25 protein-coding genes and 1 other RNA gene are annotated in these 24,846 nt (G+C 30.9%); 20 read left to right on the top strand and 6 right to left on the bottom strand.

From position 1 onward, the window contains the following. Positions 1 to 20 precede the first annotated feature (20 nt). The 12 genes from BUA82_RS12060 to tet all read left to right on the top strand — a co-directional run bounded on the left by BUA82_RS12060 (position 21) and on the right by tet (position 12,241). Positions 21 to 725 carry an MIP/aquaporin family protein gene (locus BUA82_RS12060; RefSeq protein ID WP_073008425.1) on the top strand — a complete coding sequence of 235 codons (705 nt, stop codon included), beginning with the start codon at positions 21 to 23 and terminating at the stop codon, positions 723 to 725. Between the two features lie 15 nt (positions 726 to 740). Next, positions 741 to 1,736, top strand: a complete 996-nt coding sequence (dhaK, locus tag BUA82_RS12055) for a dihydroxyacetone kinase subunit DhaK (protein WP_073008423.1) — start codon at positions 741 to 743, stop codon at positions 1,734 to 1,736. A 150-nt stretch (positions 1,737 to 1,886) separates the two neighbouring features. Then, positions 1,887 to 2,528 carry a dihydroxyacetone kinase subunit DhaL gene (dhaL, locus tag BUA82_RS12050; protein WP_073008420.1) on the top strand — a complete coding sequence of 214 codons (642 nt, stop codon included), beginning with the start codon at positions 1,887 to 1,889 and terminating at the stop codon, positions 2,526 to 2,528. A gap of 1 nt (position 2,529) precedes the next feature. Next, positions 2,530 to 2,916, top strand: coding sequence for a dihydroxyacetone kinase phosphoryl donor subunit DhaM (dhaM, locus tag BUA82_RS12045; protein ID WP_073008417.1), 387 nt, complete (start codon positions 2,530 to 2,532; stop codon positions 2,914 to 2,916). A gap of 104 nt (positions 2,917 to 3,020) precedes the next feature. Then, a complete protein-coding gene (smpB, locus tag BUA82_RS12040) occupies positions 3,021 to 3,488 on the top strand; it encodes an SsrA-binding protein SmpB (protein ID WP_073008413.1) in 468 nt (155 codons plus the stop codon). Between the two features lie 184 nt (positions 3,489 to 3,672). Beyond that, positions 3,673 to 5,070: a hypothetical protein gene (locus BUA82_RS12035; protein ID WP_073008410.1), complete on the top strand. Its 1,398-nt coding sequence runs from the start codon at positions 3,673 to 3,675 to the stop codon at positions 5,068 to 5,070. A 107-nt stretch (positions 5,071 to 5,177) separates the two neighbouring features. Then, positions 5,178 to 6,443, top strand: coding sequence for a hypothetical protein (locus tag BUA82_RS12030; protein ID WP_073008407.1), 1,266 nt, complete (start codon positions 5,178 to 5,180; stop codon positions 6,441 to 6,443). 205 nt (positions 6,444 to 6,648) lie between these two features. Continuing rightward, positions 6,649 to 7,004, top strand: a transfer-messenger RNA (tmRNA) gene (gene ssrA / locus BUA82_RS12025). 98 nt (positions 7,005 to 7,102) lie between these two features. Continuing rightward, positions 7,103 to 8,368: a hypothetical protein gene (locus BUA82_RS12020; RefSeq protein WP_073008404.1), complete on the top strand. Its 1,266-nt coding sequence runs from the start codon at positions 7,103 to 7,105 to the stop codon at positions 8,366 to 8,368. After that, the gene (locus BUA82_RS12015) at positions 8,313 to 9,173 is read left to right on the top strand and encodes a TIR domain-containing protein (RefSeq protein ID WP_073008401.1); all 861 of its coding nucleotides are present in this window, start codon (positions 8,313 to 8,315) and stop codon (positions 9,171 to 9,173) included. The genes BUA82_RS12020 and BUA82_RS12015 overlap by 56 nt, the downstream gene beginning before the upstream one ends. Positions 9,174 to 10,008: 835 nt before the next feature. Continuing rightward, complete coding sequence (locus BUA82_RS20700) at positions 10,009 to 10,308, top strand: hypothetical protein (protein WP_073008398.1); 300 nt, start codon at positions 10,009 to 10,011, stop codon at positions 10,306 to 10,308. Continuing rightward, complete coding sequence (gene tet / locus BUA82_RS12005; RefSeq protein ID WP_073008395.1) at positions 10,295 to 12,241, top strand: tetracycline resistance ribosomal protection protein; 1,947 nt, start codon at positions 10,295 to 10,297, stop codon at positions 12,239 to 12,241. The genes BUA82_RS20700 and tet overlap by 14 nt, the downstream gene beginning before the upstream one ends. A 293-nt stretch (positions 12,242 to 12,534) precedes the next feature. On the opposite strand, the gene BUA82_RS12000 is transcribed toward tet, so the two are convergent. The 3 genes from BUA82_RS12000 to BUA82_RS11990 all read right to left on the bottom strand — a co-directional run bounded on the left by BUA82_RS12000 (position 12,535) and on the right by BUA82_RS11990 (position 14,055). Beyond that, on the bottom strand, positions 12,535 to 12,726 hold the full coding sequence (locus BUA82_RS12000) for a hypothetical protein (RefSeq protein WP_073008392.1): 192 nt from the start codon (positions 12,724 to 12,726) through the stop codon (positions 12,535 to 12,537). 127 nt (positions 12,727 to 12,853) lie between these two features. Then, positions 12,854 to 13,414, bottom strand: coding sequence for an RIO1 family regulatory kinase/ATPase domain-containing protein (locus tag BUA82_RS11995; protein ID WP_242948967.1), 561 nt, complete (start codon positions 13,412 to 13,414; stop codon positions 12,854 to 12,856). A 455-nt stretch (positions 13,415 to 13,869) separates the two neighbouring features. After that, the gene (locus BUA82_RS11990; protein ID WP_073008389.1) at positions 13,870 to 14,055 is read right to left on the bottom strand and encodes a hypothetical protein; all 186 of its coding nucleotides are present in this window, start codon (positions 14,053 to 14,055) and stop codon (positions 13,870 to 13,872) included. 270 nt (positions 14,056 to 14,325) lie between these two features. Between BUA82_RS11990 and BUA82_RS11985 the strand changes: the two genes are divergently transcribed. After that, entirely contained in the window at positions 14,326 to 15,084 is a 759-nt protein-coding gene (locus tag BUA82_RS11985; protein WP_073008386.1) for a LytR/AlgR family response regulator transcription factor, read from the top strand. Beyond that, complete coding sequence (locus BUA82_RS11980; RefSeq protein WP_073008383.1) at positions 15,077 to 16,342, top strand: sensor histidine kinase; 1,266 nt, start codon at positions 15,077 to 15,079, stop codon at positions 16,340 to 16,342. Before BUA82_RS11985 ends, BUA82_RS11980 begins: the two co-directional genes overlap by 8 nt. A gap of 8 nt (positions 16,343 to 16,350) precedes the next feature. Here BUA82_RS11980 and BUA82_RS20485 read toward each other — a convergent pair whose 3' ends face one another. Together BUA82_RS20485 and BUA82_RS11975 are read right to left on the bottom strand one after the other, a co-directional pair. Beyond that, complete coding sequence (locus BUA82_RS20485) at positions 16,351 to 16,494, bottom strand: cyclic lactone autoinducer peptide (protein ID WP_143148623.1); 144 nt, start codon at positions 16,492 to 16,494, stop codon at positions 16,351 to 16,353. Between the two features lie 78 nt (positions 16,495 to 16,572). Then, the gene (locus tag BUA82_RS11975) at positions 16,573 to 17,136 is read right to left on the bottom strand and encodes an accessory gene regulator B family protein (RefSeq protein WP_073008379.1); all 564 of its coding nucleotides are present in this window, start codon (positions 17,134 to 17,136) and stop codon (positions 16,573 to 16,575) included. 203 nt (positions 17,137 to 17,339) lie between these two features. Between BUA82_RS11975 and BUA82_RS11970 the strand changes: the two genes are divergently transcribed. From BUA82_RS11970 to BUA82_RS11945, 6 genes are all read left to right on the top strand, one after another. After that, positions 17,340 to 17,795: an RNA polymerase sigma factor gene (locus BUA82_RS11970; RefSeq protein WP_073008376.1), complete on the top strand. Its 456-nt coding sequence runs from the start codon at positions 17,340 to 17,342 to the stop codon at positions 17,793 to 17,795. 10 nt (positions 17,796 to 17,805) lie between these two features. Further along, positions 17,806 to 19,017, top strand: a complete 1,212-nt coding sequence (locus BUA82_RS11965; protein ID WP_073008373.1) for a hypothetical protein — start codon at positions 17,806 to 17,808, stop codon at positions 19,015 to 19,017. A 188-nt stretch (positions 19,018 to 19,205) separates the two neighbouring features. Then, positions 19,206 to 20,354, top strand: coding sequence for a GGDEF domain-containing protein (locus tag BUA82_RS11960; protein ID WP_073008370.1), 1,149 nt, complete (start codon positions 19,206 to 19,208; stop codon positions 20,352 to 20,354). Between the two features lie 289 nt (positions 20,355 to 20,643). Further along, positions 20,644 to 22,008, top strand: a complete 1,365-nt coding sequence (locus tag BUA82_RS11955) for a sigma-54 interaction domain-containing protein (RefSeq protein WP_073008367.1) — start codon at positions 20,644 to 20,646, stop codon at positions 22,006 to 22,008. A gap of 235 nt (positions 22,009 to 22,243) precedes the next feature. Next, positions 22,244 to 22,993, top strand: a complete 750-nt coding sequence (locus BUA82_RS11950) for a CoA transferase subunit A (protein WP_073008364.1) — start codon at positions 22,244 to 22,246, stop codon at positions 22,991 to 22,993. A gap of 35 nt (positions 22,994 to 23,028) precedes the next feature. Then, a complete protein-coding gene (locus BUA82_RS11945; protein WP_073008361.1) occupies positions 23,029 to 23,688 on the top strand; it encodes a 3-oxoacid CoA-transferase subunit B in 660 nt (219 codons plus the stop codon). A gap of 308 nt (positions 23,689 to 23,996) precedes the next feature. Here BUA82_RS11945 and BUA82_RS11940 read toward each other — a convergent pair whose 3' ends face one another. Next, the gene (locus tag BUA82_RS11940; protein WP_073008358.1) at positions 23,997 to 24,623 is read right to left on the bottom strand and encodes a TetR/AcrR family transcriptional regulator; all 627 of its coding nucleotides are present in this window, start codon (positions 24,621 to 24,623) and stop codon (positions 23,997 to 23,999) included. Positions 24,624 to 24,846: the final 223 nt, after the last annotated feature.

The following is a 24,846-nucleotide window of genomic DNA, read 5'->3' as shown; positions in this document are numbered from 1 at the left end:
ATGGTTTAGGGGGAAATAAAATGTCAATTTATTTGGGAGAATTTTTGGGGACTTTGATATTAGTATTGCTTGGGGATGCAGTAGTTGCAAATGTTGTACTAAATAAAACTAAAGGTAACAATGGCGGATGGATAGTTATTACTACTGGTTGGGCTTTAGCAGTTGCTGTACCAGTATACATTTTTGGACCAGTATCAGGTGCACATTTTAACCCAGCAGTTACCATTGCTAATGCAGCCATAGGAAATTTTGCATGGGCCAATGTTCCAGGATATATTATAGCTCAAATGCTAGGTGGTATAGCCGGTGCTTGTTTAGTTTATATTCACTATAAGCCTCATTTTGATGCTACAGAAGATCAAGATACTAAGAGAGGAATTTTCTGTACAGCTCCTGCTATAAGAGGTACCCTATATAGTTTTATAGCAGAATTTATAGGTACATTTTTGTTAGTATTTGCTTTATTAGGTATTGGAAACACAAAAATGGTAGACGGACTAGCTCCTGTAGTGGTTGGTTTAGTAATTTGGGTAATAGGTTTATCCTTAGGTGGAAACACTGGTTATGCTATTAACCCAGCTAGAGATTTAGGACCTAGGATAGCTCATGCTTTCTTACCTATAAAAGATAAAGGACATTCAGATTGGGGATATGCATGGATACCAGTAATTGCTCCAATACTAGGAGGTTTATGTGCAGCACTTCTATTTAATGGAATATTCTAATAGGAGGTAATAGTATTGAAAAAAGTAATTAACAATCCTGAACATGTGGTGGAAGAAATGCTGGAAGGCATAGTTTATGCTCATCCTGAATATATTAAAAAGCTTGAAAATGCAAATGTTCTAGTTAGGAGAAATTCTCCCGTAGAAGGTAAAGTTGCATTGGTAAGTGGTGGAGGAAGTGGACATGAACCCGCCCATGGTGGATTTGTAGGTAAGGGAATGCTAGATGCAGCAGTAGCTGGGTCGATATTTACCTCTCCTACACCAGACCAAGTATATGAAGCTATCAAAGCTGTTGCCACAGATAGTGGTGTACTACTAATAGTTAAAAACTATACTGGGGACGTGATGAACTTTGAAATGGCCAAGGAAATGGCGGAAATGGACGGCATAAAGGTTGATCATGTGGTAGTAGATGATGATGTGGCAGTGGAAAATAGCACCTGGACTATTGGTAGGCGCGGTATTGCAGGAACAGTATTTGTTCATAAAATTGCAGGAGCTAAGGCTGAGAGCGGAAGTTCTTTAGAAGAGGTAAAGGATGTAGCTTTAAAGGTTATTGCTAATGTAAGAAGTATGGGTATGGCTTTAAGCCCATGTACTGTTCCAGCAGCGGGAAAACCTAATTTCACCCTAGGAGAAAAGGAAATGGAAATAGGTATGGGTATCCATGGAGAACCAGGAACTCATAGAGAAGATTTAAAGAGCGGGGATGAAATTGTAGAGCATCTACTAAATAAAGTATTAGATGACATGGATTTAAAGAATGACGAAGTGGCAGTGATGGTTAATGGCCTAGGCTCAACTCCACTTATGGAGCTTTATATAGCTAATAGAAAAGTGCATTCTATGTTAAAGGAAAAGGGGATAAAGGTTTATAAAACTTTTGTAGGAGAGTATATGACCTCCATAGAGATGGCTGGTTTTTCCATTAGCTTATTAAAGCTTGATGAGGAGCTTAAGAGTTTATTAGATGCACCAGCAGATACACCAGGTTTTAAGATTATATAATATTTAAGCCATTTAATTTATCTTTACTTAATGGGAGTAGTAAGTATATCTTACTACTCTTGTTTTTCTAAATTAATAGAATATTGAAAAAATATTGCTATAATTAATATAGAGAATTAAGTAAAAACTTATTATAAAGGAAGTGTTTTTATGAGTTTAGATGTAAATAATGTAGTGGAAGTTTTTAAAGAAATAACAAAAAATATAGAAATAAATAAGCAATACCTTACAGATTTAGATGCAGCTATTGGTGACGGTGATCATGGCATCAATTTAAACAAGGGTTTTCAAGTAGTTATGCAAAAGCTAAATTCCTCTAACCCAAAGGATGTGGGAGAAGTATTAAAAACAGTAGCCATGAGTTTAGTTTCCACAGTAGGTGGAGCTTCAGGAGCTTTATATGGCACAGCCTTTATGAAAGCTACCCCTATGGGAGTAGGAAAAGAAACCATGGATTTAAAGGATTTTAGTGAAATGCTTAAGGTTTCTATAGATGGAATAAAGTTAAGAGGCAAAGGAGATAAAGGGGATAAAACCATGCTAGATGTTTTAATTCCTGTATCAGAAAGTATAGAAGAATCAATAAATAAAAATCTAACCCCTTTGGAAGCATTAAAAGAAGCTAGAGAAATGGCTTTTAAGGAAATGGAGCAAACAAAGAACATAATTGCAAAAAAGGGCAGAGCCAGTTATTTAGGGGAAAGAAGCATAGGCCATCAAGATCCAGGTGCTACTTCCAGCTATATAATTATAAACACTATATATGAGTATTTACAAAAGAAGGAGGAGTAAAATGATTTCTTTGGTATTGTTATCCCATAGCAAGAAATTAGTTCAAGGACTTAAGGAATTAATTATGCAAATGACTCCGGAAATAGATTTATATATGGTGGGTGGTACTGCAGATGGAGGCATTGGATCAGACTATGATGAAACTTTAAAGGTTTTAAAGGAAGCATATAGGGAAGAGGGAGTTATAGTATTATTTGATTTAGGAAGCACCTATATGACTGTAGATATGGTAATGGATGAAATAGAAGAAGAAAGAAAAAATAAAATAAAGATTATAGATGCAGCCTTAGTAGAAGGTGGAGTAACTGCAGCTGTAGCCATTAGCAGCGGAAGTGATTTAGAAACCATAGAGGAGACCTTAAAGCCGTTAAAATTAGGAAAAATTTAATAAAGCAAAGCCTTGCCTCATATTAACCATATATAGATTCTCCATTGAATGTGTGGTATTATTAGAATTAAGTTAAAATAGTAAAAACCACAGTAGGTGAGATTATGGCAAAGAAAAATGAAAATAAAACTTTAGCTGAAAATAGAAAAGCATGGCACGATTATTTTGTAGAAGAATCCATGGAAGCAGGTATTGAGCTAGTAGGCACAGAAGTTAAATCTGTTAAGGCAGCAAGAGCTAACCTTAAGGATAGTTACGGAGAAGTGAGAAATGGCGAAATATTTATAAGAAATATGCATGTAAGCCCCTATGAGCAAGGGAATATATTTAATGTGGATCCTTTAAGAGATAGAAAATTGCTCCTTCATAAAAGTGAAATAAAAAGGCTTTTAGGTTTTGTATCTCAAGATGGTTATACTTTAATACCTCTTTCACTTTATCTTAAAAATGGAAGGGTTAAAGTGAATCTTGGAGTATGCAAAGGTAAAAAGAACTACGATAAGAGAGATGCTATGCTGGAAAAAGCACATAAGCGTGATATTGAAAGAGAATTTAAAGAGAGAATGAGATAAAATCTGCCAGACAAATGATAAGTGACAAGTTGCTACATTAAGCACCTTGTCACTTATCACTTGTCTGGTACTTTTTTTTATATTCTGCATATCTATAATATATAATCCTCCTTAACCAATTTTGTAAGCAAAATAATCAATGAACAGTAATAAAGCTACATACCAATTTTTTAAGGAGGAATTTATGGAAGTTGTGCTTACATCCATGCATTATATTTATCTATTATTTATTATCATAATTATTGCATTTATGGTAATGAAAAAGGATACCACACTAGTTTCAATTATAGGAGTTTTTGTTTTAGGTCTCCTAGGAACTTCTTCAGTTTATAAAGCTCTAATGGGAATTTTTAATGGTCTTATTTATGCCACCAAAGAGCTTATGCCCACTATATTTATAATTTCTGTAATTACAGCCATGAGTAAAGTATTAATGGCTTCAGGAATTAATGAAGCTATGATATCACCTTTTAAAAGATTCATTAAAAATTATGATATGGCATACTGGGTTATAGGTATAGTAATGATGATAATATCCTGGTTCTTCTGGCCTTCTCCAGCAGTGGCTTTAATAGGAGCTATTTTCCTTCCTATAGGGAAAAAAGCTGGATTGCCAGCCATAGGTGTAGCCATGGCTATGAATTTATTTGGGCATGGTATTGCATTATCCACAGATTATATAATACAGGCAGCTCCTAAGCTAACATCAGATGCCGCTGGAATATCTGTAGGTGAGGTTATGAGAGCAAGCATTCCCCTTACTATAGTAATGGGACTTGTTACCACTATAACTGCTTTTATTTTACTTAAGAAGGAAATTAAAAATGGAGTATACAAGGATGAGTTAGAAAACGCTAAGGAGGATTATTTAGAAGAAAATAAATTAGATGTTAATTTTTCCTCTAGAACTAAAAATCTTTTAGCCCTTATGATGCTTGTACTATTTGCGGCAGATATAGCAATAATGTATAAAGCCAAACTTCAAGGGGGAGATGCCACAGCTTTAATAGGAGGCACAGCACTAGTGATATTAGCAGTTATTGGAGCATTAGCCTACAAAAAAGCTGTATTTGAAAAGATGACAGCTCATATGGTGGAAGGTCTTCAATTCGGCTTCAGAATATTTGGAGTGGTTATACCCATTGCAGCATTTTTCTATCTAGGAGATTCTGCCATATTAGATATCTTTGGCAAGGTACTTCCAGAAGCTTCTAAAGGCATAGTAAATGACTTAGGCTTAGCATTAGCATCTATAGTGCCAGTAAACGCTACTGTTTCTTCTATAACCTTAACTGCAGTAGGAGCCATAACAGGCCTTGATGGTTCAGGGTTTTCGGGTATCCCTCTAGTTGGCTCCGTAGCAAGGCTTTTTTCCACAGGGTTAGGTTCAGGTACAGCCACCCTTACAGCTTTAGGGCAGATATCTGGGATTTGGATAGGAGGGGGAACTTTAATTCCTTGGGCAGTTATACCAGCTGCAGCCATGTGTGGAGTAGACCCCTTTGAGCTTACTAGGAAAAATTTAAAACCTGTGGTGATAGGACTTATTGCCACCACTATAGCAGCTATATTTTTCATATAAGCCTTAGCCTGCAGATTTATTTTATTCTGTAGGCTAAAAAATTGTTTCAAATATATGTTATAATTACATAAAATATATATAAATAAGTGATGGTAGGGGAATAAGAAATGGGAGATATTCATTTACAATACTACTATGATTTGTTTAGAGAAAAATGGTGGGTTTCCAGCAATACCTTTAAACTTAATATAGATAAGATTAGTTATTTTCAAAAGAAAAAAAGAGAAAAAGAATTAGATAAACTTATAGATACAGTAGTAAATCATATAAAAAGCTTTCCTAAAAGTGAAGTGGAAAAGAAACAGTGGAAAAGTAAAGGTGATAAATTTCTTAGAGAGCTTATGAAAAAAGATAAGCTATTTAAACTGGAGAATTTCGATGAAGATTTAAAAGAAAGGTTTTTTAAAAGTACAGAGAATTTTATTAAAGCCTCTAGGGAGTTTGATAAAAAGCTTAACTTAGAAGATATAGGCCAAGCTATGAGAAATGTTTGGATTATTAATATACTGCAAGCGGTTATGGGAGAGGAAGTAAGCCTTACTAAAGCTATTTTTGGATATAGCATGCTTTATCCTTATACAGATAATTATTTAGATGATATATATATAGGAAGCAGTGAGAAAAATAAATTCAATAATAGGCTACAGGAGAGATTAAAGGGAGAAAATATTTCCTATAATAATAACCATGAAGCTCAGGTTTATAAATTGGTAGAAAATATAGAAGAGGTTTTTCCTAGAAGGGAATATCCTAAAGTATATGAAAGCCTGCTGCAAATAAATAATGGACAAATTAGAAGCTTAGAGCAGCAAGAAGAGGTAACTATACCCTATGATAAGGATATATTAGGAATATCCATTCTAAAAGGGGGATCCTCTGTACTGGTGGATGGTTATCTAGTTAGGGGAGAAATGACCCCAGAGGAAATAGAGTTTTGCATGGGCTATGGATTTTTACTTCAACTAGGAGATGATTTGCAGGATGTAAAGGAAGACTTAAAAAATAACCATATAACCCTTATGTCTCAATTAGCAGGAAAGTATTGTTTAGATACTATATCAAATAAACTAATTAATTTCACCATGGATTTAGTGGATAATCTTCAATGCAAAAATAAAGACAATGAAGTTAGATTAAAGGAATTAATAAAAAATAACTGTATAATGCTTATACTATTTTCCATAGGCTTAAGCAAAGAGTATTTTTCTAAGGAATATGTAAAAACTATTGAAGGATATTTACCTTTTACCATAGACTATTTAGAAAATTTAAAACCAAAAATAACTAAAAAGCTTCAAGAAATAAAAGATGAACAAGGGATTTCAGGAGAAAGACTTATGTATATTTTAGATGAAGTTGTATCCTTGGGATAATAATTGTAAATAAGGTTATTAAAGCTTATTTAATAAAATGTTGAAAAATATGAAATAACAATCCTATTGAATAATGGGCTAAAGTAGTGTAATATAGTAATTGCCGAAAAGGGAAGTGCTTCTGTTTTCGGAGATAAAATTTCTAAAAACTAAATATAGATAATCAGACAATGCGAAACTCTCTGCCAGTACACCTAAATAATATGGGGGTGCCCTGGTTTCGACGGGGGTGGGGATGTCTGAGGAAGCGAGTGGAGGGAACTCTGGACCCGCCTTAAAAAACTAGGGATTAAAGATAAACGCAGAAGACAATTTTGCATTAGCAGCTTAATATAGCTGTTCGTTCTACCCGGGAGGCCTACGGCCTGGGATAGGGCGCCGATTAGTAGGGAACCGCACTCTGGAAAGCTTTGACCTGAGGACGGAATAAATGAAGCTACTAAAGCAGGAAGCCTGTCCATGGGCGTCCTGTAGAGGGAATGTTAAACCATAGGACTGCACTCGGAGATGCCTCAGGCATATCACCTTCGGACACGGGTTCGATTCCCGTCACCTCCACCATGAAATCCACGACAGGAATGTCGTGGATTTTTTTATGACATTAGAAAGGATAAATGGTATAATTATGTCTATAAGGATATACTTGGGAGGGAGTTTATATGTATGTAAATGGTTCGTTAATAAAAAATATAAATGAGAATAGTTTAATAAACTTTTTAAAGAGTAAAGGTTGTATAAAGGGTGAAGGCGAAAGTGGCAAGGATACTACTTTATGGATTGGTGAATTGTTAGATAATAAGAGAATAACTTCAACAGAATTAAATGAATTTTTATTTCAAGAACTATTTTATGGAAGAAGTAACATGATAAATATTTTTGAAATTGTAAGCTGTAAAAAGATGAGAGACGAACAAGTATGGAATGAAAGATTATCAGAAAGTTATAACATAAATTCAACAAATTTTAATGAAATTATATCAACAGTAGTTCATCAAGATACTCCAATAAAGATTGTTGCAATGAATACATTAGTTGATGAAGAAGGAAAGGTTATATGCGTTGATATAATTTTGGCAAGATATATTCAAATTAATTTAAATGGTAGACAAAGTAGTTCGTGTTGTTTTATACCAATAAAGTTTGATTTGGATAATAAGTTACTTATTATTAAGATAAGAAATCAGTATGGAATACCTGAAAAAGAACATAGACCTAAAGCTACATTGGACAAGATATTTGAAGATTTTAAATTAGTAATGGACTTTGAGACTATTACGCATGATTATAAACATCAAAAGGTTCTATATAATATGAGCAAAGGATTATTAGAAGAATTATATAATATTGTACCTAATTATAATTCTCTAACTGAGATGGATGAGTATATAGAAGGATTTATTAATAATGTCATAGATAATATGGATATTATTAATGTGGAAGATGATGCACAGGGGAAAAAAATAATTAACAAAGGGGTAATAGATTTAAAGGATGAGATAAATAAGGTTTTACAACAATTAGTTGTAGCAGATTATTTTTTTAATGAAGATATTGACCTTTTCAGTAAGAATAATGTTTCAGCTGTAATTACAAGTATTAAGTTTAATGATAAAGAGAAAAACACAGCAAGACTTGCAGGTGAAGATAATGCTAAAGTAATAGTGTGCTCAAGAACCTTTATGAGTATGAGAAAATCAATAGAGGCTGTAGAGAATGTATTTGCACTAAGTATAGCTCATAAAAGAAAAAGTGATAGTATTGAAGTCAAATTTGATGCTTCGGAGAAAGACAGATTGTCAATTTTAATATTAAATCAAAAAAATTATACAGAAGAAGATTATAATAAAATTTGGAGGATGTATAAAAAATATGAAAAAAAATCTTTTAACACAATTGAAAGATATAGGAAAGAATATGTCGGTTAATGAACTAAAAAACATAAGCCCTGGGCGATTAATGGACTTATTGAATATAGACAAGGCTCAAATGAAAGACTTTGCTGACTATCTACATAAAGAGTATGTATTAAGTTATAAATATGATTTTAAATGTAATAATTGTGGAGCAAATTGTATTGCTTATGAAAGAAAAATAAAAAGTAATATTTACATTTGTAAAAGTTGTTGTGCTGAGATTGAAAATGATGTAATTTTAAAAAAGGGATGGATAACTTATAATATTGATAAAAATGAAATGATGGGGTTAGATGAAAAAAATAATATTGATTTGGTTAGTGGAACATTAATAGAGAATAAGTTTTTATTAGGTTCTAATAAAGTTATTGAGTTAGTAAGAAAGAGGGATAATAAAATGAAAATATTTATAGGAAGCTCAAAAGAAGCAAAAAGTGAGATGGAAAGATTAGCAAGATTTCTCGAAGAATTTAATTGTGAGGTTGTAGCTTGGAGCGACTCTTCAACATTTGTTGCAGGGGATTTTACATTAGAAAGCTTGATTAAGGTATCTAAACAAGTAGATGCTGCCCTATTTGTATTCAATGGAGAAGATGAGACATGGTATAGAGAAAGTGTTGTCAACTCTGTAAGAGATAATGTTTTATTGGAGTATGGGTTATTTGTTGGTACTAAGGGAAGAAAAAATGTTATTTTTATGTGCAAGAATAGTCCCAAGATAGCAACAGATTTATTAGGTATAAAATATCTTGATGCGGGTAGAGGAGATTTTACTTTAAAAAATGATATAAAAGTTTGGCTAGAAAGGATATGTTAATTTTACATGTAATATAAGTGATGGATTTTAAAGGTTACGCTTCACCTCCACCATACATAAAACGAAAGTTTATTTTTCTAGGTGGAAAATAAAGATGAGAAAATGTGCTGTATTAGTTGTGGTAACTAATACAGCACGTTTTCTTTGATTTGTTTCATTTTAGCAATGTATACTTAAAAAGTTAATCTGATAAAAGTACAATATAAGCACCGGAACAATAAAATGTGAAAGATTAACTAATGGTTAACTAATGGTTAACTAATATAAGGCAAACTGTTGAAAAAATACTAAATTTATGTATAATATAAATAGACTTAAATATAAACATGAAAAAAATATAAATGAAAAGGTGTTGTAAATATGCGCAAAGAGGTAGTTTTTAACTAAACTAACTGAATAAGGATTGTTTTTAGAGAGTACGTTTGAAAAATCTTGAGTTATCAAGATTTATTGGTTGCGGAATTAATTTGAAAAATATTAATGACTACCATGTTTATTTGTGTACTTCTAAAATAATCAGTATTTAAATGAGCATGTTACACCTTATTTGCATAAGTAGGAAAGCCGTGTTCTAAACACGGTATTTTTATGCCTATTTTTGCTGCATTTATAAATATTATATAAGATTTTAGTGTATATAGCTTAATAATAAGTTGTATAAATTAAAGTCCTATATTTTATGTTTATATTTAGGTCATATAATTATGAGGCTGTAAGTGAACCTGTGTTCATTTGCGGCTTTTTGTTTTTTTAAGGAGATTATTAGGATGATTAAGATATTAAGATCACAAGATACAAGCAAACTTTTTCGTAATATAAGGATGGTGAATAATTAATGGTTGAAAAGTTTTTAGCATATAAAAATTATTTATTATTTTCAGCTTATTCAGCTATTTCACCGATGTGCTTTTCATTGGTAGCGACAATTATGATAGTGTACTATATTGAAAAGGTTCATGGTATCGCAGGAATGATATTAAGTGCTATAGCAATGCAGTTTATAGCTATAAAAATTTCTATAAGCATTGGGATAGAATGCACTTCACTATTAGTTGTATATATTGTTTCTTTAATAACGGATAAAAAAGATGTTAAATGCGCTAGAGGGGGAGATGATACTTATGAAAACAATTAATATAGGAATTGTGGCTCACGTTGATGCGGGAAAAACAACTACAACTGAAAATCTTTTATTCTACAGTGGAGTTATAAAAGCAATTGGTAAGGTAGACTTAGGTAATACACAAACAGACTCCATGGAGCTTGAACGTAAGAGAGGAATTACTATAAAATCATCAGCAATATCCTACACTTGGAATAATGTTAAAGTAAATATTATCGACACCCCAGGACATGCGGATTTTATTTCTGAAGTAGAACGCTCTTTAAGTGTTTTAGATGGAGCTATATTAGTTATATCTGCAGTAGAAGGTATTCAATCACAGACGAGAATATTATTTAACACATTGAAGGCTTTAAAAATTCCAACTATAATTTTTATAAATAAAGTAGATAGAGTTGGAGCAAATTGTAATAAAGTTTTTGAAGAAATAAAAAAGACAATGTCTAATAAAATAGTCAGATTACAAGAGTTATATGGTGAAGGAAGCAGAGAGGTTTATCTAAATAATTTAGATGAAACAAATGATGATGTTATTAATGTTTTATCAGATTTAGATGAAGTATTCTTAGAGAAATATGTTAACGGAATAGAATATGATAAAAAAGAAATACAAGAAAAGCTTTCAATTTATTCAAGGGAAGGAGGTTTATATCCTGTGCTTTTTGGTGCCGCATCAGTTGGACTTGGCATCAAAGATTTGTTAGATGGAATTTGCAGTTATCTACCATTTGCCAGTGGAGATTACAGCGGTGGGTTATCTGGAATAGTGTTTAAAATTGAAAGAACAAATACAAATGAAAAGAAGGTTTACGTAAGATTATTTAGCGGTAAAATATCTGTAAGAGATAGAATTGAAGTACCCAATAAAGATATGATGGAAAAAGTGAAGAAAATTAGTGGCTTAGAAAATGGTAAACTTGTTGAAATATCTAGTATAGAAGCAGGAGATATAGGTATTTTATATGGGCTTACAAGTTTTCAAGTTGGAGATGTTATTGGAATTGCGAATAATAGAACTAAAAATATATCTATAGCTAAACCAGCATTAAAAACGAATATATCTGCCGTTAACAAAGAAGAAAATAGAGAGCTATTTAAGGTATTAACCTTTCTCACAGAAGAAGATCCACTATTAGAATTAGGTATGGATGATGGAGATAAAGAGATTTATATTAACTTATTTGGTGAAGTTCAAATGGAAATATTAAGTTCTATATTAGAAGATTTATATGAAATTAAAGTAGAGTTTTCAAATATCCAGACTATTTACAAAGAAACGCCTAAAAATGTTGGTACGGCAATAATGCGTATGCAGGAAGGGGTAAATCCTTTCTGGGCAACAGTAGGCTTAAAAATAGAACCTGCAGGTAGAGGTGAGGAATTAAAATATATTTCCAATGTTTCAGTAGGATCATTACCAAAGTCTTTTCAAAATGCTATTGAGGAAGCAGTTGTTAAGACAAGCAAACAGGGTCTGTTTGGTTGGGAAGTTACTGATATAAAAGTTACACTCACCTGTGGAGAGTTTTCTAGTCCAGTCAGCACTCCAGCGGACTTTAGAGATGTAACTCCTATGGTATTTATGGAAGCATTGTATGAGGCTAAAACTGACTTATTGGAACCTCTGCATGAGTTTGAACTAAGGATTCCACAAAATGTTTTGAGTAAAGCTATTTGGGACTTAGAAACTATGAGAGCAACCTTTGATAATCCCATTATTGTTGAAGATGAATTTTTAATAAAAGGGTTAATACCAGTAGAAAATTCAAAAGAATACAAGCTAAAAATAGCTTCCTATACAGAAGGTAAAGGTATGTTTCTAACAAAGTTTTTTGGATACAAGGAAGTACCATTTGAATTCACTAAAACCCGCCAAAAGGCAACCTATGATCCTTTAAATAAAAAAGAATACTTGCTTCACAAGTTAAATGCAATTAGAGATTAATAGTTATTTTAAAAAGAAAATATCTAAAGGGTTGAGTAGTGAATATTAAGGGTTGTGCTTCACCTCTACCAATAAATCCACGATAATTTGTCGTGGATTTTTACTATATATAAGTTTAGAATTATTTAGAGTGAAATGTATCACAAGTAAGTGGGGTATTTGTAGAATTTGCATTAGACATATAAAGTAAATTTGAACATGTATGATCAGTAAAAGTACTATCAGAGTATTGGAATATTGAGGATAAAATAAACAAGTGACGATCATCACTTGTTTATTTAGCTTAATACAAATTAATCTCCATCCTCTCCACCAGGGCCATCCCGTCTTGGTCGTGATGATTCTGGAAGAGGTTCAACATTTTTATATTTGTTAGAGGCAGAGAATTTGTTCTCATGGATAGCATTTAAAGAATTATTTTGGTGCTTAGAGTTTGAGCAATTCTTCTGCTGGCTGAAACTGGAATGGTTATTTTCATTAGCCATTGTATAATCACCACCTTCTAAGTTATTTTGTACATATAATAAGTTTTTATGTTAGAATTTTTTTGCAATTATTAACATTATCTTTAATTTTTCAATTTTAAAGTAACCTAAAATATGAAGGCTTTCATTATAACTTCTTATATTTTTTCTTAGAGTAATTTATCCATTGAATATACAAATCTGGTCTATTACTTTTTAAAAAATTAAAGAAGTCTTCTTTGTATCCAAGGTTCTCTAGACCACTAATAAGTAAATGTGGAATTGTGGATTTTTTTTTCATTGCTTTGGCAGTATCTATGAGCTTAAGTTCATTGGAAGGTGTTACAAAGATATGAAATATTGCTGCATCTTGTCTCAAATAACCAACCTTAACCATGGATTCATATAGTTCTATTAGCTTCCTTGAAATTTGAGGCGTTAATTTTTGTTTTGATAAGTATTGGTTTAATTCAATACCATTAATATATTCCCTTATGATATAGTTTACTCCGGATTCATAAAGTTTAGGAAAATGTATATTTGTTTGAGCCATTAATAAAGTTTCAAGTTCATTCTTGCACTCTTTCTTATTTTTAAAAACTTTTATGCACTTTTTGGCGTCTATTTTATAGACTTTACCTTGGGTTCCTTTGCCTATAAATTCTAAATTTCTTATATCTATATCTAGATTTAGCTTAATATTAATCACCTGTTTGAAAATAATTGCAATGTCAGTATATGCATGAGATAAAGAAAGAGTGAGAGCATGTATGCATTTATGTCAAAGTCGTAGACTTGTTATTAGAATTTTTGAAATGGTTATATTGGATTTCATCTACTATATATTTACTCCACCATAAGACTCTAGACTAATCTAATTAGCTTAGGGTCTTTTATTATCTACTTTTTTAAATAGATAATTAAAAAAATACTATAACTTTTTAACTTTAGATAGTCATAATGTAGGAAACACATTGTGAAGGGGGAGCAGTGGTAATTTTAAAGCAATATAAAAAATTAAAAATGGAAAAATTTAAATTAACTATTGAATTATTACCAATATTTGTGGTATACTTATAAAGTGAGCAGATTGCAGGACCTTGCAATTAGCTTATGATATTATAAATTGAATGTTTTTTTATTGCAATAGGAAGCTTGGCGGAGCTACTTATTGCTTTCTTTTTTGTCTAGATTTAATGTGATTTCAGAGGACAGCTCATCCTTTTTTACAGTTGTTTTTGCTTGGAATAAAGCTTTCATTATATCTTGTCTATAACAGAAGCCAAGCAACATAGCAACAATTCCAATTATGGTTAAACATAAAATAGAAATTATAAAATTTAGGTTCACAAGACCACACTCCTTTAATAAATAGATGGGTAGGTGCAATCTGCTCATTTCTTGGATAGAGGTTAGAAAATGATATATGCTTGTAGCTTAATTGTAACATGTAATCTTTTACATGGAAGTAAAATTGCATGAAAACACCAATTGTTGTAATTAATTTAAATCAGAAGTTTAATTTAATTAATTAAAAATTTAATTTATAGGAAGGTATTTACGAAGTAATATAGAATATTCAATTAAGAACCAATAAATGTAAAAGGGGGATGATGCTATATGTACAATATATTAATCTTAGAAGATGATTGTATTCAGTTGAGAACCCTGTCAGATATTATAAAACAATCAGGCAACATTTATCGAGTATATGAAGCTACCAATATCACAGAAGCTCTTAAAATAGCCAAGCATGAGATAATTAATCTTTTTTATGTGGATATCAATTTGAAAAATGAATCAGGCCTTACTTTTGCTCTAGAAATAAGAAGAATAGAAAAATATAGATTGACCTGGATAATATTTGTAACAATTTATAAAGAGTTTATGCTTCCAGCTTTTAAGAAAATTCACTGTTATGATTATATATTAAAACCTTATAATAAGGAGAACATCCAAAGAATAACAAGGTTTTTACTGTCAGGCAGCTGTGTACAGGTTGCTATTACGGAAATTAATGAGAAGTTTATAATTGTTCCAGTAAAGAACATCCAGGTGAAAATATTTATCAATGAAATAATTTTTGTGGAAGTCTTTATTAGGACTTCAACAATTCATACTGTAAACGGTTCTTTTACCATAGATTATTTATCACTTAAGAAGATAAATTCAATGATAGAAGATAAGAATATACATCAGAGCCATAGATCTTATTTAGTTAATGTAAAATATATCAATAAGATTGAAAAAACTAATGATAAAACTTCCTATAAGATTTATTTCTATAATACTGACAAAACTGCATTATTAGGAAACAATTATAAGAAATGTATAATTGATAAGTTTAATAATGTTGTGGGTGGAGAGATAGATGAGTGATTATAAGATATTCATCCTAATATTCCTTGAAGTAGGAAGTTATATGCTGCTGTGGAACATGTTTAATAAAAAACATGAAAAAACATTATATAAAAGTGTTCTCATTGTATTTTTTACTTCATTAGTAGTACTTATTACAAATTATATTTATCCCCCTTTTCAGTTTTTTGCAAATTATGTGTTTCTATTTTTGGCTATTAAAATTACATTTAAGAAAAGTATGAAATATTTATTATTAGAGTTTGGGTTGATTATGGCTATTTTTGGCATAATACAGCTTGCTTTAATAATTACACTGACATTGTCTATTCCATACTCTATGGTAAAAGATGATTTTATATATTTACTTGTTACAAATCTCATCTGTATGCTTCTTAGTTTATATATGTATAAATATGTACCTTGTGAAAAACTAAAGATTTTTTTTAGACAGAAAAATTCTAAAATATATTTCTTATCTGTGAATCTTCTCATTTATATAGTAATTGCAAAATGGGTATGGAATTTTAAAAGACATGAGTTTTTAGATGTGATTGCACTGTATCTTATCATTCCTGTAGTATTCATTCTGGTAAATTTATTTTTTCTTGAGTATAATATGAAAAATAATGAAATAAAGAAGTCGCTGGAGGAGTATGAGAAATATTCTGCTGTAATATCGAAACTATTAGAGGAGGTAAGGATAAGACAGCATGATTTTAAAAATCATCTAAATACTATTTACAGCCTTGTCCTAGTATCCGATGAAAAAAATTTAAAGGAAACTATAGCACAATATATGGGTTCTCTTAATATTTCCATGGAAAACATGGAGAAGGTGCTTCAAATAGATAATACTGTGATAACGGCTATTCTATACAATAAAATAAATGAGGCTGTGAGGAATGGTATTGAGTTTAAGTATTCAATCCAAGGGGGTTCCATATTTCCTTTTAAGGATTATGAACTTTCAGAGATTTTAAATAATCTTTTGAATAATGCATTTGAAGCTGTTTTAAATTCAAAAGGTGATTTGAAAAAAGTATTCTTAAATATAGGCTGCTATGAAGATAATTACATTGTGGAAATTGGAAATACAGGGGAAAGAATAGAATTTAATGATATCGGTAAAATTTTTGATTTAGGATATACTACTAAAACTGGAAGGAATCGTGGATATGGACTATACAATGTAAAAAAAATAGTTGAATCCTACGGAGGTAGAATTCAACTATCTTTTGAAAATGGCTATACAATTTTTACTATTACGGTGTCATAAATTGGGTACTATTCTTCTTTCAAGCATTCTGGAATTTCTGGTTCACCAAGAAATAGAAAAGACCCATACCATGGAAATACGAATGAAGTTATAGAGAGACAAAGTGCACATAATAGGGTTTTTCCTCTGAAGTTGTTAAGTAACTTTTTCATAGTTTCCCTCCTTTCAGCTGAAAGTATTGAGTAATTAATATTACTCGCTTTCTGCTTATAAATTATTTTTTAAATAAGTTATAGCTTCGGCTTTTTAACCAGCACTAGCTGTATATTTTGTATTAATATAGTGCTGAAGCCGCAGTTTGTATAGGGAGTGTTTTCTAAAAACAATAAAGTAATGGTCCATAAAGCTACAGACAGAGCTGCTATAAACTTATACTGTAGCTTTTTTTTATTATTTTTTATAGGTCTCCTTACACTAAGTATTGGAGCCCTAACTAAAGCTATTAGAAAACTTGCTATACCAACAAGCAGATAATATACTTGAGGAAGTCTAGGGATTAAGGGAGCAAGTACACTAGTTAAGATAAATATCAGTATTGTTATAATCAAACAATTAAGATGTCCTTTTAAATGCACTCCGCCAGCAAACACCCTTGTGGATAGCAGTATGAGTAAGGAAAAATAGAAGTAATTTTCCTTATGTATTATATTAAAAAACAGTATTAGAGAAATAATTTTAAACCCTTCACTTAAAATTACACTTAAACCATACTGTATCCTTGCTCTGTCTTTAACGTTGTTGTAGCTTTCGGTACAAATGTATGAGGTAAGTTGTAAAGCCAATTTATCTATCATTTTCAATACACCGCCTATAAAGTGAAAATACTTTAATTTTATAATACATTCATTTAAAGAAGCTTCTTTGTATAATGATATGATTTGAATTACAAATTTAGTACAATATGAATTTAAATTAAATTTATAATAGAAAATAATTTGGACACTTTTATAGCTTTCTACGTTATATAAGTGAAAGCATTAATCGAGGAAGTGATAGGATGAAGGTTTATTCCGTTTATAAAAAATATAACAAGGATTTCATTGCCTATGCAAAATCTATTACTGGCAACAAAGATATAGCCTTTGATCTTGTACAAGATGCCTATGTAAGAGCATTAGAAAATGAGAATATATTTTTAAATATGAATGAATATCAAATAAAAGGTTGGTTTTTCACCGTAATTAAAAATAGAAATATTGATTTTATAAGGAAAGAAAATAAAGTGGTGCTCTTTGATAACGATGTTCCAGAAGAAGAAATTAAAAGCTTTGAAGAGGAAGTCGTGATGAAAAATTTATTAGAATCGTTGCCAGAAAAGAATAAGCAGATACTAAGGCTTAAGTTTAACATGAATTTAAATAGCAATGAGATAGGAAAAGTCCTAGGAATGTCGCCTTCCACAGTAAGATCTCGATTAAGTGCTTCATTAAAACTATTAAAAAAGAATTTGTAGGAGGTATAATATGTCCAAAATTGAAAACATAAATATGTTAGACGCTAGAAACATTAAAGAGGATTTAGCAAAAGAGATTTCAAATATATGCAACATAGGGTTTCTTATAGAAAGTGATGATTCACAACTTCTACTTAAAGATTGTAAAAAAATGAATGTGGGTGCTACTGTAAAGGCACCAAAAGACATTGAGGTTATAAACTATTCAGGGGAGCTTGAAATAGACAGTGAGTATTTAGAAGGATTTTCAAAGCCAGTGATTTTTATAGTAAGCGGATCTGTTACATTTAAGGCAGATATGGATAGTGAGCTAATAGAAGAAAAAATACATTTCGTAGCAGTGCAAGGTAACCTGATATGTCCTAAAAAACTAGCAGGAGTTATACAATCAAGATGCATAGTTCAAGGAAAAGTTTTTAAATATAATACTGGATATATATTTTTTAAGAATAAATTTAAGTTGACAAATAAGTTTATGGCAAGTTTACCATCAAAAGTTAAGCTATCTTTCAATGAATTAGTAATCTTAGAGCCTATGGATAAAAAGCTTTTTGAAGAAAAGATAGCTAATATCCAAGTTTTAAACAGATTAGTTATCAATGGGGAAGTTGAAAATATTATCTCTGAATATGTTGAAGATTATTATTCAATAGATAAAGTTATATTGCCAAAGGGTTCAAGCAATATAATCTATATAGATAATGATATTATTATTAATGACAGTTCAATAAAAAAATACAATGATAGTATTTTATTTGTAGAAGGCGAAGTAGAAATAGATTTAGAAGAGGATATAAAACTTGAAGACTATATTAAAGCTTTATACTCAGAAAAGATAATTTGTAGTGATAAGTATTATGATAGGGTTAAAAAAATTTTAGGTAGCGATGATATAGAAGTAGAAATAATAAATGGGAAAATAGTTACAAATACCGGCAAATTAAGCTTTTCTGGAAATATGGATCAAATTCAAGAACAAATAAGTATAAGAAACATGGGGAAATTAATATTTGAAGAGAATATTGATTCTGATAAAGTTAATAAAAAAGTTTTGTCCATAATTAATTACGGTGTTATTGTAGTGCCAGACCATATAATGGGAGTTGTAAACAGTAAACTGAAGGAAAACTATGGAAGGGTTAAGTCCTTAGAAGAAGCAAGTAGGGATAAAAAAGAATCTGAAAAAGTACTATACGCTAATTTATCAGAATTAACATTATAGCTAGCAGCAATCCAGGGAATTTATGTTATCCCTGGATTGTTTTTTTAACAGAATTTATAGGTGCTTTTTTAAAGATATGCTACAATAAAGTAAAGATACGTGCAGGTGATGAAAGTATTATCTCTTATATAGAATGTCTTTATGTCTATGGAGTCATTAAATGGATTTAACAAGTAGGGTGGTAACATATGAGTTTAGAAAATAACATAATTATAAATATTTATTCAATACTATTACTTATTATTATAGGATTTCGTGCAGCAAGACTCACTGAAAAAGATTCCTTGAAAGATAAACTTTATATGATGATGTTATACAGTACTATTTTTATGCTTATTATAGACATATTAAGTAGATTTGATGGTAAACCTAATACCATTTACCCTATTATAAATAGATTTGGAAATTTATTAATTTTTATGACAAGCCCTGTTTTATCTTCAATATGGTTATTATACGTTCATTTTCAAGTATTTCACCATGAGGATAAAACAAATCAATTAGCTTATAAGTTAGTTTTTATTAATATTGTAAATGCTATTATTTTAATGATATCTCAATTTTATGGATGGTTTTTCTATATAGATGCAAATAATATTTACCACAGAGGGCCATTGTTTTTGCTCCCTGCCTTTCTCACAATTACATTGATGTTGGTGGCATTTTTAATAATCTTAAAAAATCGAGGAAAATTAGAAAAAAAATATTTTTTCTCACTTATGTTTTTTGCTTTTCCACCACTAATTGGTATTGTACTACAAATCAAATTTTATGGTTTTTCACTTATTCTAAATAGTGTTGTGCCCTCAATGCTTGTATTATTTTTAAACATTCAGAATCATAACATATATTCTGATTATCTTACTGGAGTAAATAATCGCAAGAGCCTTGATATGTATTTAGAGAAAAAAATTAGTACAAGCACTCCAAACAAAAGTTTTTCTGCTATTTTACTAGATTTAGATAATTTTAAAGCTATAAATGATAACTATGGTCATGACATGGGAGATAACGCCCTAGAAACCACTGCAAAACTTCTAAAGAGCTGTTTAAGATCAAATGATTTAATTGCTAGATATGGCGGTGACGAATTCTTTATTATTCTAGATGTATCAAAGAGAAAGGACCTAGAAAACATGGTTAAAAGAATTAATAACTGCTTTGAAAAGTATAATGAATCCAGCTCTGAACCATATAAAATTCTATTTAGCAGCGGTTATGCCGTATATGACTACAATTCCCACATGAAATCAGAAGAATTTCAAAAGTATGTTGATGTGTTGATGTATGAGGATAAACAGAAGCATAAAATAGTAAAAGATAACGGTCCGATATAGTTTTTAATTACTAATATCATAAATTTATAAAGTAGATTACTCATGGTTAAAATAAATGAACGTAATTCCAAAATTTAATAATCCGTATAGGTAATATAGTTACTAAAGGAAATATGGCTGTGACTCCTTAATTTTATAATTAGAATGTCACAGTCATATTTATTCTAATAAAATATGGTTAAACTTTTAAAACTCTAGGGAATGGATTATAATATTTACATATTATATTACTAATTTCCAAACTAATATTTGTATGTATATTTTTCATATATGCTAGGGAGTGAGATACGTGGCTGTGAATGAACTTTCAAGTAAGGAATTTATCTATTCTGCGTTAAAGGATAATCCTTTTCAAGGTGTTTTGGCTATAGATACTAGGGGAATAGTATTTTTTTGCAATGACTTTTTTTTGAACATTTTGGAGGTTAATGAAAGTGATATAGTTGGCGGAGAAATTAAAGAATTTATTCCTAACTGCAGATTAAAGGATACCATAGCTGGGGGACATTACAGTTGGGGAGAGGTTTTAAATATAAACAATAAGGAAATAGTTGTATCAAGATATCCAATAAAATATAATGACTCTACCGTAGGGGCTGTTTTAAAAACCATTTTTCCAGATATGAACATAGCAAGAGAAGTAAGTACAAAACTTTCTACCCCTCATTTGAATATAGGTTATTGCAGCAATTTACATAGTTGTATGGATTTGATTGGTGACTCTCAGCCTATGCTCCTTGTAAAAAAATTAGCCTGCGTAGCTTCTAGATCTATGTCTAACCTGCTGGTAACAGGGGAAAGCGGCACAGGGAAAAATGTTTTAGTTCAAGCTATACATAATAGGTCTATGAGAAGAGAAGGTCCTTTTATTAAAGTAAATTGTGCTGCTATACCAGAAAATTTGTTAGAGTCTGAGCTATTTGGATATGAAGAAGGGGCATTCACTGGTGCTAGCAAAAAAGGAAAAGTAGGAAAATTTGAACTTGCTAACGGTGGAACCTTGTTTTTAGATGAAATTGGAGACATGCCTCTATATATGCAAGCAAAAGTTCTACAAGCGATTCAAGATAAAAGAATAGAAAGGGTTGGAGGCAATACACCCATTGATTTGGATGTTAGAATAATTGCTGCCACCAATAGGAATTTAGAGAAATTAATTACTCTAAATAAGTTTAGGGAAGACTTATATTATAGATTAAAAGTACTAGAAATTAAGATGCCTTCATTAAGAGAAATACCAGAGGATATACCTAAATATGTAGATGGTTTAATGAAAAAAATAAATAATAGATTAGGCTCTAACGTAAAGGGTTTTACCCATGGTTCAATGGAGATAATTAAAAGCTATCACTGGCCAGGCAATGTAAGAGAGTTGGAAAACTTTTTAGAGCAAGCAGTTAATTATAGCGATGATTCCATAATTGATATTAATAATTTGCTTGTAAAACCTTGGGAACATCATGAAGAGATTAAATTAATCAATATAAATCCAGGGGATAATCACTTTAACAGTTTAATTGATAAGACTGAAAAGGATATAATTATTGAAGCTATTAAAAAATGTAATGGTAATAAAACCAAAGCTGCGCAATTACTTAATATGCACAGGTCTGTTTTGTATAAAAAGATTAAGCGCCTAAACATAGAATTATAATTTTACAATATGTCTCTTTTTGTGTACACAGTGTACTTATAAGTGTATACAAAAGGAGACATATTTTTATTTATAAAACTCTATTTAGCATATAGAAGCATTGCAAATGAGTATCTATATCATTTGGCATAAGTATTGCTATACATTTTAGAAGCAAATGAAAGGTAGTACAAAGTAAGCTATGAAGCAGAAATAAAAAAATAAAAGATCTAAAATGAAATTTGGAGGTATTATAATGAAATCTAAAGTAACATCAATGGATGAGGCACTTAGTGTAATAAAAGATGGAACAAGCTTGATGATAGGAGGATTTATTGATGCAGGTTTTCCTATTAAATGTATTGAAAAATTAGCCGAAAAAGGAACCAAAAATTTGACTCTTATTTCAGCAACTTCAGGTATGGATGGCTTTGGTACATCTATGCTTTATAAAAATAAGCAGGTTAAAGAATTAATTTCCAGCCATGTGGGAACTTCTAAGGAATCCACTGAGGAATATTTAAATGGCAATTTATTAATAAAGGAATTCTTTCCTATGGGTACTTGGATGGAAAAGGTAAGAGCAGGAGCCATGGGATTAGGTGGTGTTCTTGTTCCAGTAGGTGTAGGAATTTTAGATGAACCTGGTTTATTTAAAAACTTAGATGAGCCAAAGAAAGTCATTAATGTTAACGGTTTAGATTGTTTTATAGAACCGGCATTAACTGCTGAAGTATCTATAGTTAAAGCTTGGAGAGCAGATGAGTTTGGAAATTTAGAATTTAGAGGAACTAGCATGAATGATAATGCAGATATAGCTATGGCAGGTAAATTTACTATAGCAGAGGTTAATGAAATCGTTCCTTTTGGAAGTATAAGTCCTGAAAGAGTTGGATGCTCAGGGGTTTTTGTAAATGCTGTAGTTCAAGGATATACAGTGGAAGAACAGGATGAGATATATGGCGAAGCATGGATTAAAAAAGGTAAATTAAGCAGGGAAGATTAACTTTACTTAGAAGTTTATACGAGGAGGAATATAAAATGGATGTTAGAGAGATAATTGCAAGGAGAGCAGCTCAAGAGTTAAGAGATGGTGAAGTTGCAAATTTAGGGATTGGTATACCTACACAAGCAGTTAATTATTTACCAGAAAATATACAGTTAATTATGCATACAGAGAATGGGGCTTTTGGCTTTGGACCAAGGCCAAAATATAGTGAAGTAAATTCAGATATTACCAATGCAGGATCAGAGCCAGTTACATTTTTACCTGGGGCAGCTTGTATGTCCCTTGCTACATCTTTAGGTGCTATGAGAAAAGGATATATAGATGTAACCATATTGGGGGCTTTAGAAGTAGATCAATTTGGTAATATAGCAAATTGGGCGGTAAAGAGGAATGGTTACTGGTGGCCAGGTATAGGCGGTGCTATGGATTTGACCTATGGAACAAAAAGAATTATAGCTACACTGCAGCATACTGATAAAAAAGGAAACTCTAAAATAAAGAAGAAGTGTGAGCTGCCTTTAACAGGTAAAAATTGTGTAAGTACTATAATAACTGAAAAAGCAGTCTTTGATGTTGTAGATAAAGTATTAGTTTTGAGGGAAGTTTATCCTGGGTTAACTGTAGAAGATATAAAAGCTATAACTGAAGCAGATTTTGTAATTTCAGAAAACTTAAAAGAAATGCACCTATAAAATTATAATCTATACACATATAAAACTATAATCTATACACCTATAAAGATATATTATACAAGGTAAGAGGTAAGAGCTAAGAGGTAAGAGTTATGGATAAAACTCGGGGAGTTTTTTATAGTTAATTTGTGGATAAGTAATATGTAAGAGCTAAGAAGTAAGAGTGAAGGATAAAACTCATAGAGTTTTTTATAATTAAATTGTGGATAAGTAAGAGGTAATAGTTGTGATGAAAATTCAGCCTTGCTGAATTTTTTCAAAACTCTTACCTCTTACTTCTTACCTCTTATCTATTACCTATTTACAAATTAAAGTTTATTTTCCTTCATAAAGGCAGGGATACTTTGGGCAAAGAATTCAACGAAGGTGTCTTTAAAGTTTTGGTCTTCTTGTTTCAAAACACCAAGGGAATATTGCATGGCCACACCGTCTATTGCTGCCACTAGGATGGAAGCAAGATTTTTTTTACAGGCTGCATTTTCAATGCCAAAGGCATAAAAGTACATATCTGCTACTTTGCTGATGATTTCATTATAATCCTTTTTAAGGACCTCGCTAAGTGTTCCACCTTTTGATACCACATATCCTATCAATAAAACTAAAAGACGTTGCTCGTCAGCCTTTGACATACGTTCCCTAACTTTATTACTAATTTCATTTAACATATTTTCAGTGCTTTTAAGATTACTGCTTTCATCCTTTTCAGAAAGCTTTTGAGCAAAGTACATAGCTTCCTTTACGGCATGGTAGAATAGCTCATCTTTATTTTTGAAATGATGATAGATGGCACCAGTGGTAAGACCTGCAGCAGAGGCTATTTCACGCATACTTGTTTCTTCAAAGCCTTTTTCTATAAATACGCTAATTGCGGCATCTAAAATACGTTGCTTTTTTTCATTTTGTTGATTAGCGATCACATTATTCACCTCATTCATAAATAGTATATCATATTTTTAAATCATCAATACCCACTCATAATAGTAGCAATATTTAAAGAATATAATTTTTTGTATTTTCAGAATATATTTTCTACTTTGAATGTTAATTTATTGACAAAGGTATATAGGTATTATATGATAAACATAACAAGTGTTATGTTTTGTGACAAACCGCAGATTTGCACAGCTTAATTACTTTAATTAATAATCAAAATTATAT

The sequence above is a fragment of the Clostridium amylolyticum genome, assembly GCF_900142075.1.
Taxonomy (GTDB): domain Bacteria; phylum Bacillota; class Clostridia; order Clostridiales; family Clostridiaceae; genus Clostridium_AA; species Clostridium_AA amylolyticum.
The sequence above is the reverse complement of the archived record's forward strand: the minus strand, read 5'-3'. Positions and strand labels throughout refer to the sequence as shown.

Coding starts and splice junctions, on each gene's coding strand:
- BUA82_RS12060 (WP_073008425.1), top strand. CDS start 21: ATGTCAATTTATTTGGGAGAATTTTTGGGGACTTTGATATTAGTATTG.
- dhaL (WP_073008420.1), top strand. CDS start 1,887: ATGAGTTTAGATGTAAATAATGTAGTGGAAGTTTTTAAAGAAATAACA.
- dhaM (WP_073008417.1), top strand. CDS start 2,530: ATGATTTCTTTGGTATTGTTATCCCATAGCAAGAAATTAGTTCAAGGA.
- smpB (WP_073008413.1), top strand. CDS start 3,021: ATGGCAAAGAAAAATGAAAATAAAACTTTAGCTGAAAATAGAAAAGCA.
- BUA82_RS12035 (WP_073008410.1), top strand. CDS start 3,673: ATGGAAGTTGTGCTTACATCCATGCATTATATTTATCTATTATTTATT.
- BUA82_RS12030 (WP_073008407.1), top strand. CDS start 5,178: ATGGGAGATATTCATTTACAATACTACTATGATTTGTTTAGAGAAAAA.
- BUA82_RS12020 (WP_073008404.1), top strand. CDS start 7,103: ATGTATGTAAATGGTTCGTTAATAAAAAATATAAATGAGAATAGTTTA.
- BUA82_RS12015 (WP_073008401.1), top strand. CDS start 8,313: ATGAAAAAAAATCTTTTAACACAATTGAAAGATATAGGAAAGAATATG.
- BUA82_RS20700 (WP_073008398.1), top strand. CDS start 10,009: ATGGTTGAAAAGTTTTTAGCATATAAAAATTATTTATTATTTTCAGCT.
- tet (WP_073008395.1), top strand. CDS start 10,295: ATGAAAACAATTAATATAGGAATTGTGGCTCACGTTGATGCGGGAAAA.
- BUA82_RS12000 (WP_073008392.1), bottom strand. CDS start 12,726: ATGGCTAATGAAAATAACCATTCCAGTTTCAGCCAGCAGAAGAATTGC.
- BUA82_RS11985 (WP_073008386.1), top strand. CDS start 14,326: ATGTACAATATATTAATCTTAGAAGATGATTGTATTCAGTTGAGAACC.
- BUA82_RS11980 (WP_073008383.1), top strand. CDS start 15,077: ATGAGTGATTATAAGATATTCATCCTAATATTCCTTGAAGTAGGAAGT.
- BUA82_RS20485 (WP_143148623.1), bottom strand. CDS start 16,494: ATGAAAAAGTTACTTAACAACTTCAGAGGAAAAACCCTATTATGTGCA.
- BUA82_RS11975 (WP_073008379.1), bottom strand. CDS start 17,136: ATGATAGATAAATTGGCTTTACAACTTACCTCATACATTTGTACCGAA.
- BUA82_RS11970 (WP_073008376.1), top strand. CDS start 17,340: ATGAAGGTTTATTCCGTTTATAAAAAATATAACAAGGATTTCATTGCC.
- BUA82_RS11965 (WP_073008373.1), top strand. CDS start 17,806: ATGTCCAAAATTGAAAACATAAATATGTTAGACGCTAGAAACATTAAA.
- BUA82_RS11960 (WP_073008370.1), top strand. CDS start 19,206: ATGAGTTTAGAAAATAACATAATTATAAATATTTATTCAATACTATTA.
- BUA82_RS11950 (WP_073008364.1), top strand. CDS start 22,244: ATGAAATCTAAAGTAACATCAATGGATGAGGCACTTAGTGTAATAAAA.
- BUA82_RS11945 (WP_073008361.1), top strand. CDS start 23,029: ATGGATGTTAGAGAGATAATTGCAAGGAGAGCAGCTCAAGAGTTAAGA.
- BUA82_RS11940 (WP_073008358.1), bottom strand. CDS start 24,623: ATGAATGAGGTGAATAATGTGATCGCTAATCAACAAAATGAAAAAAAG.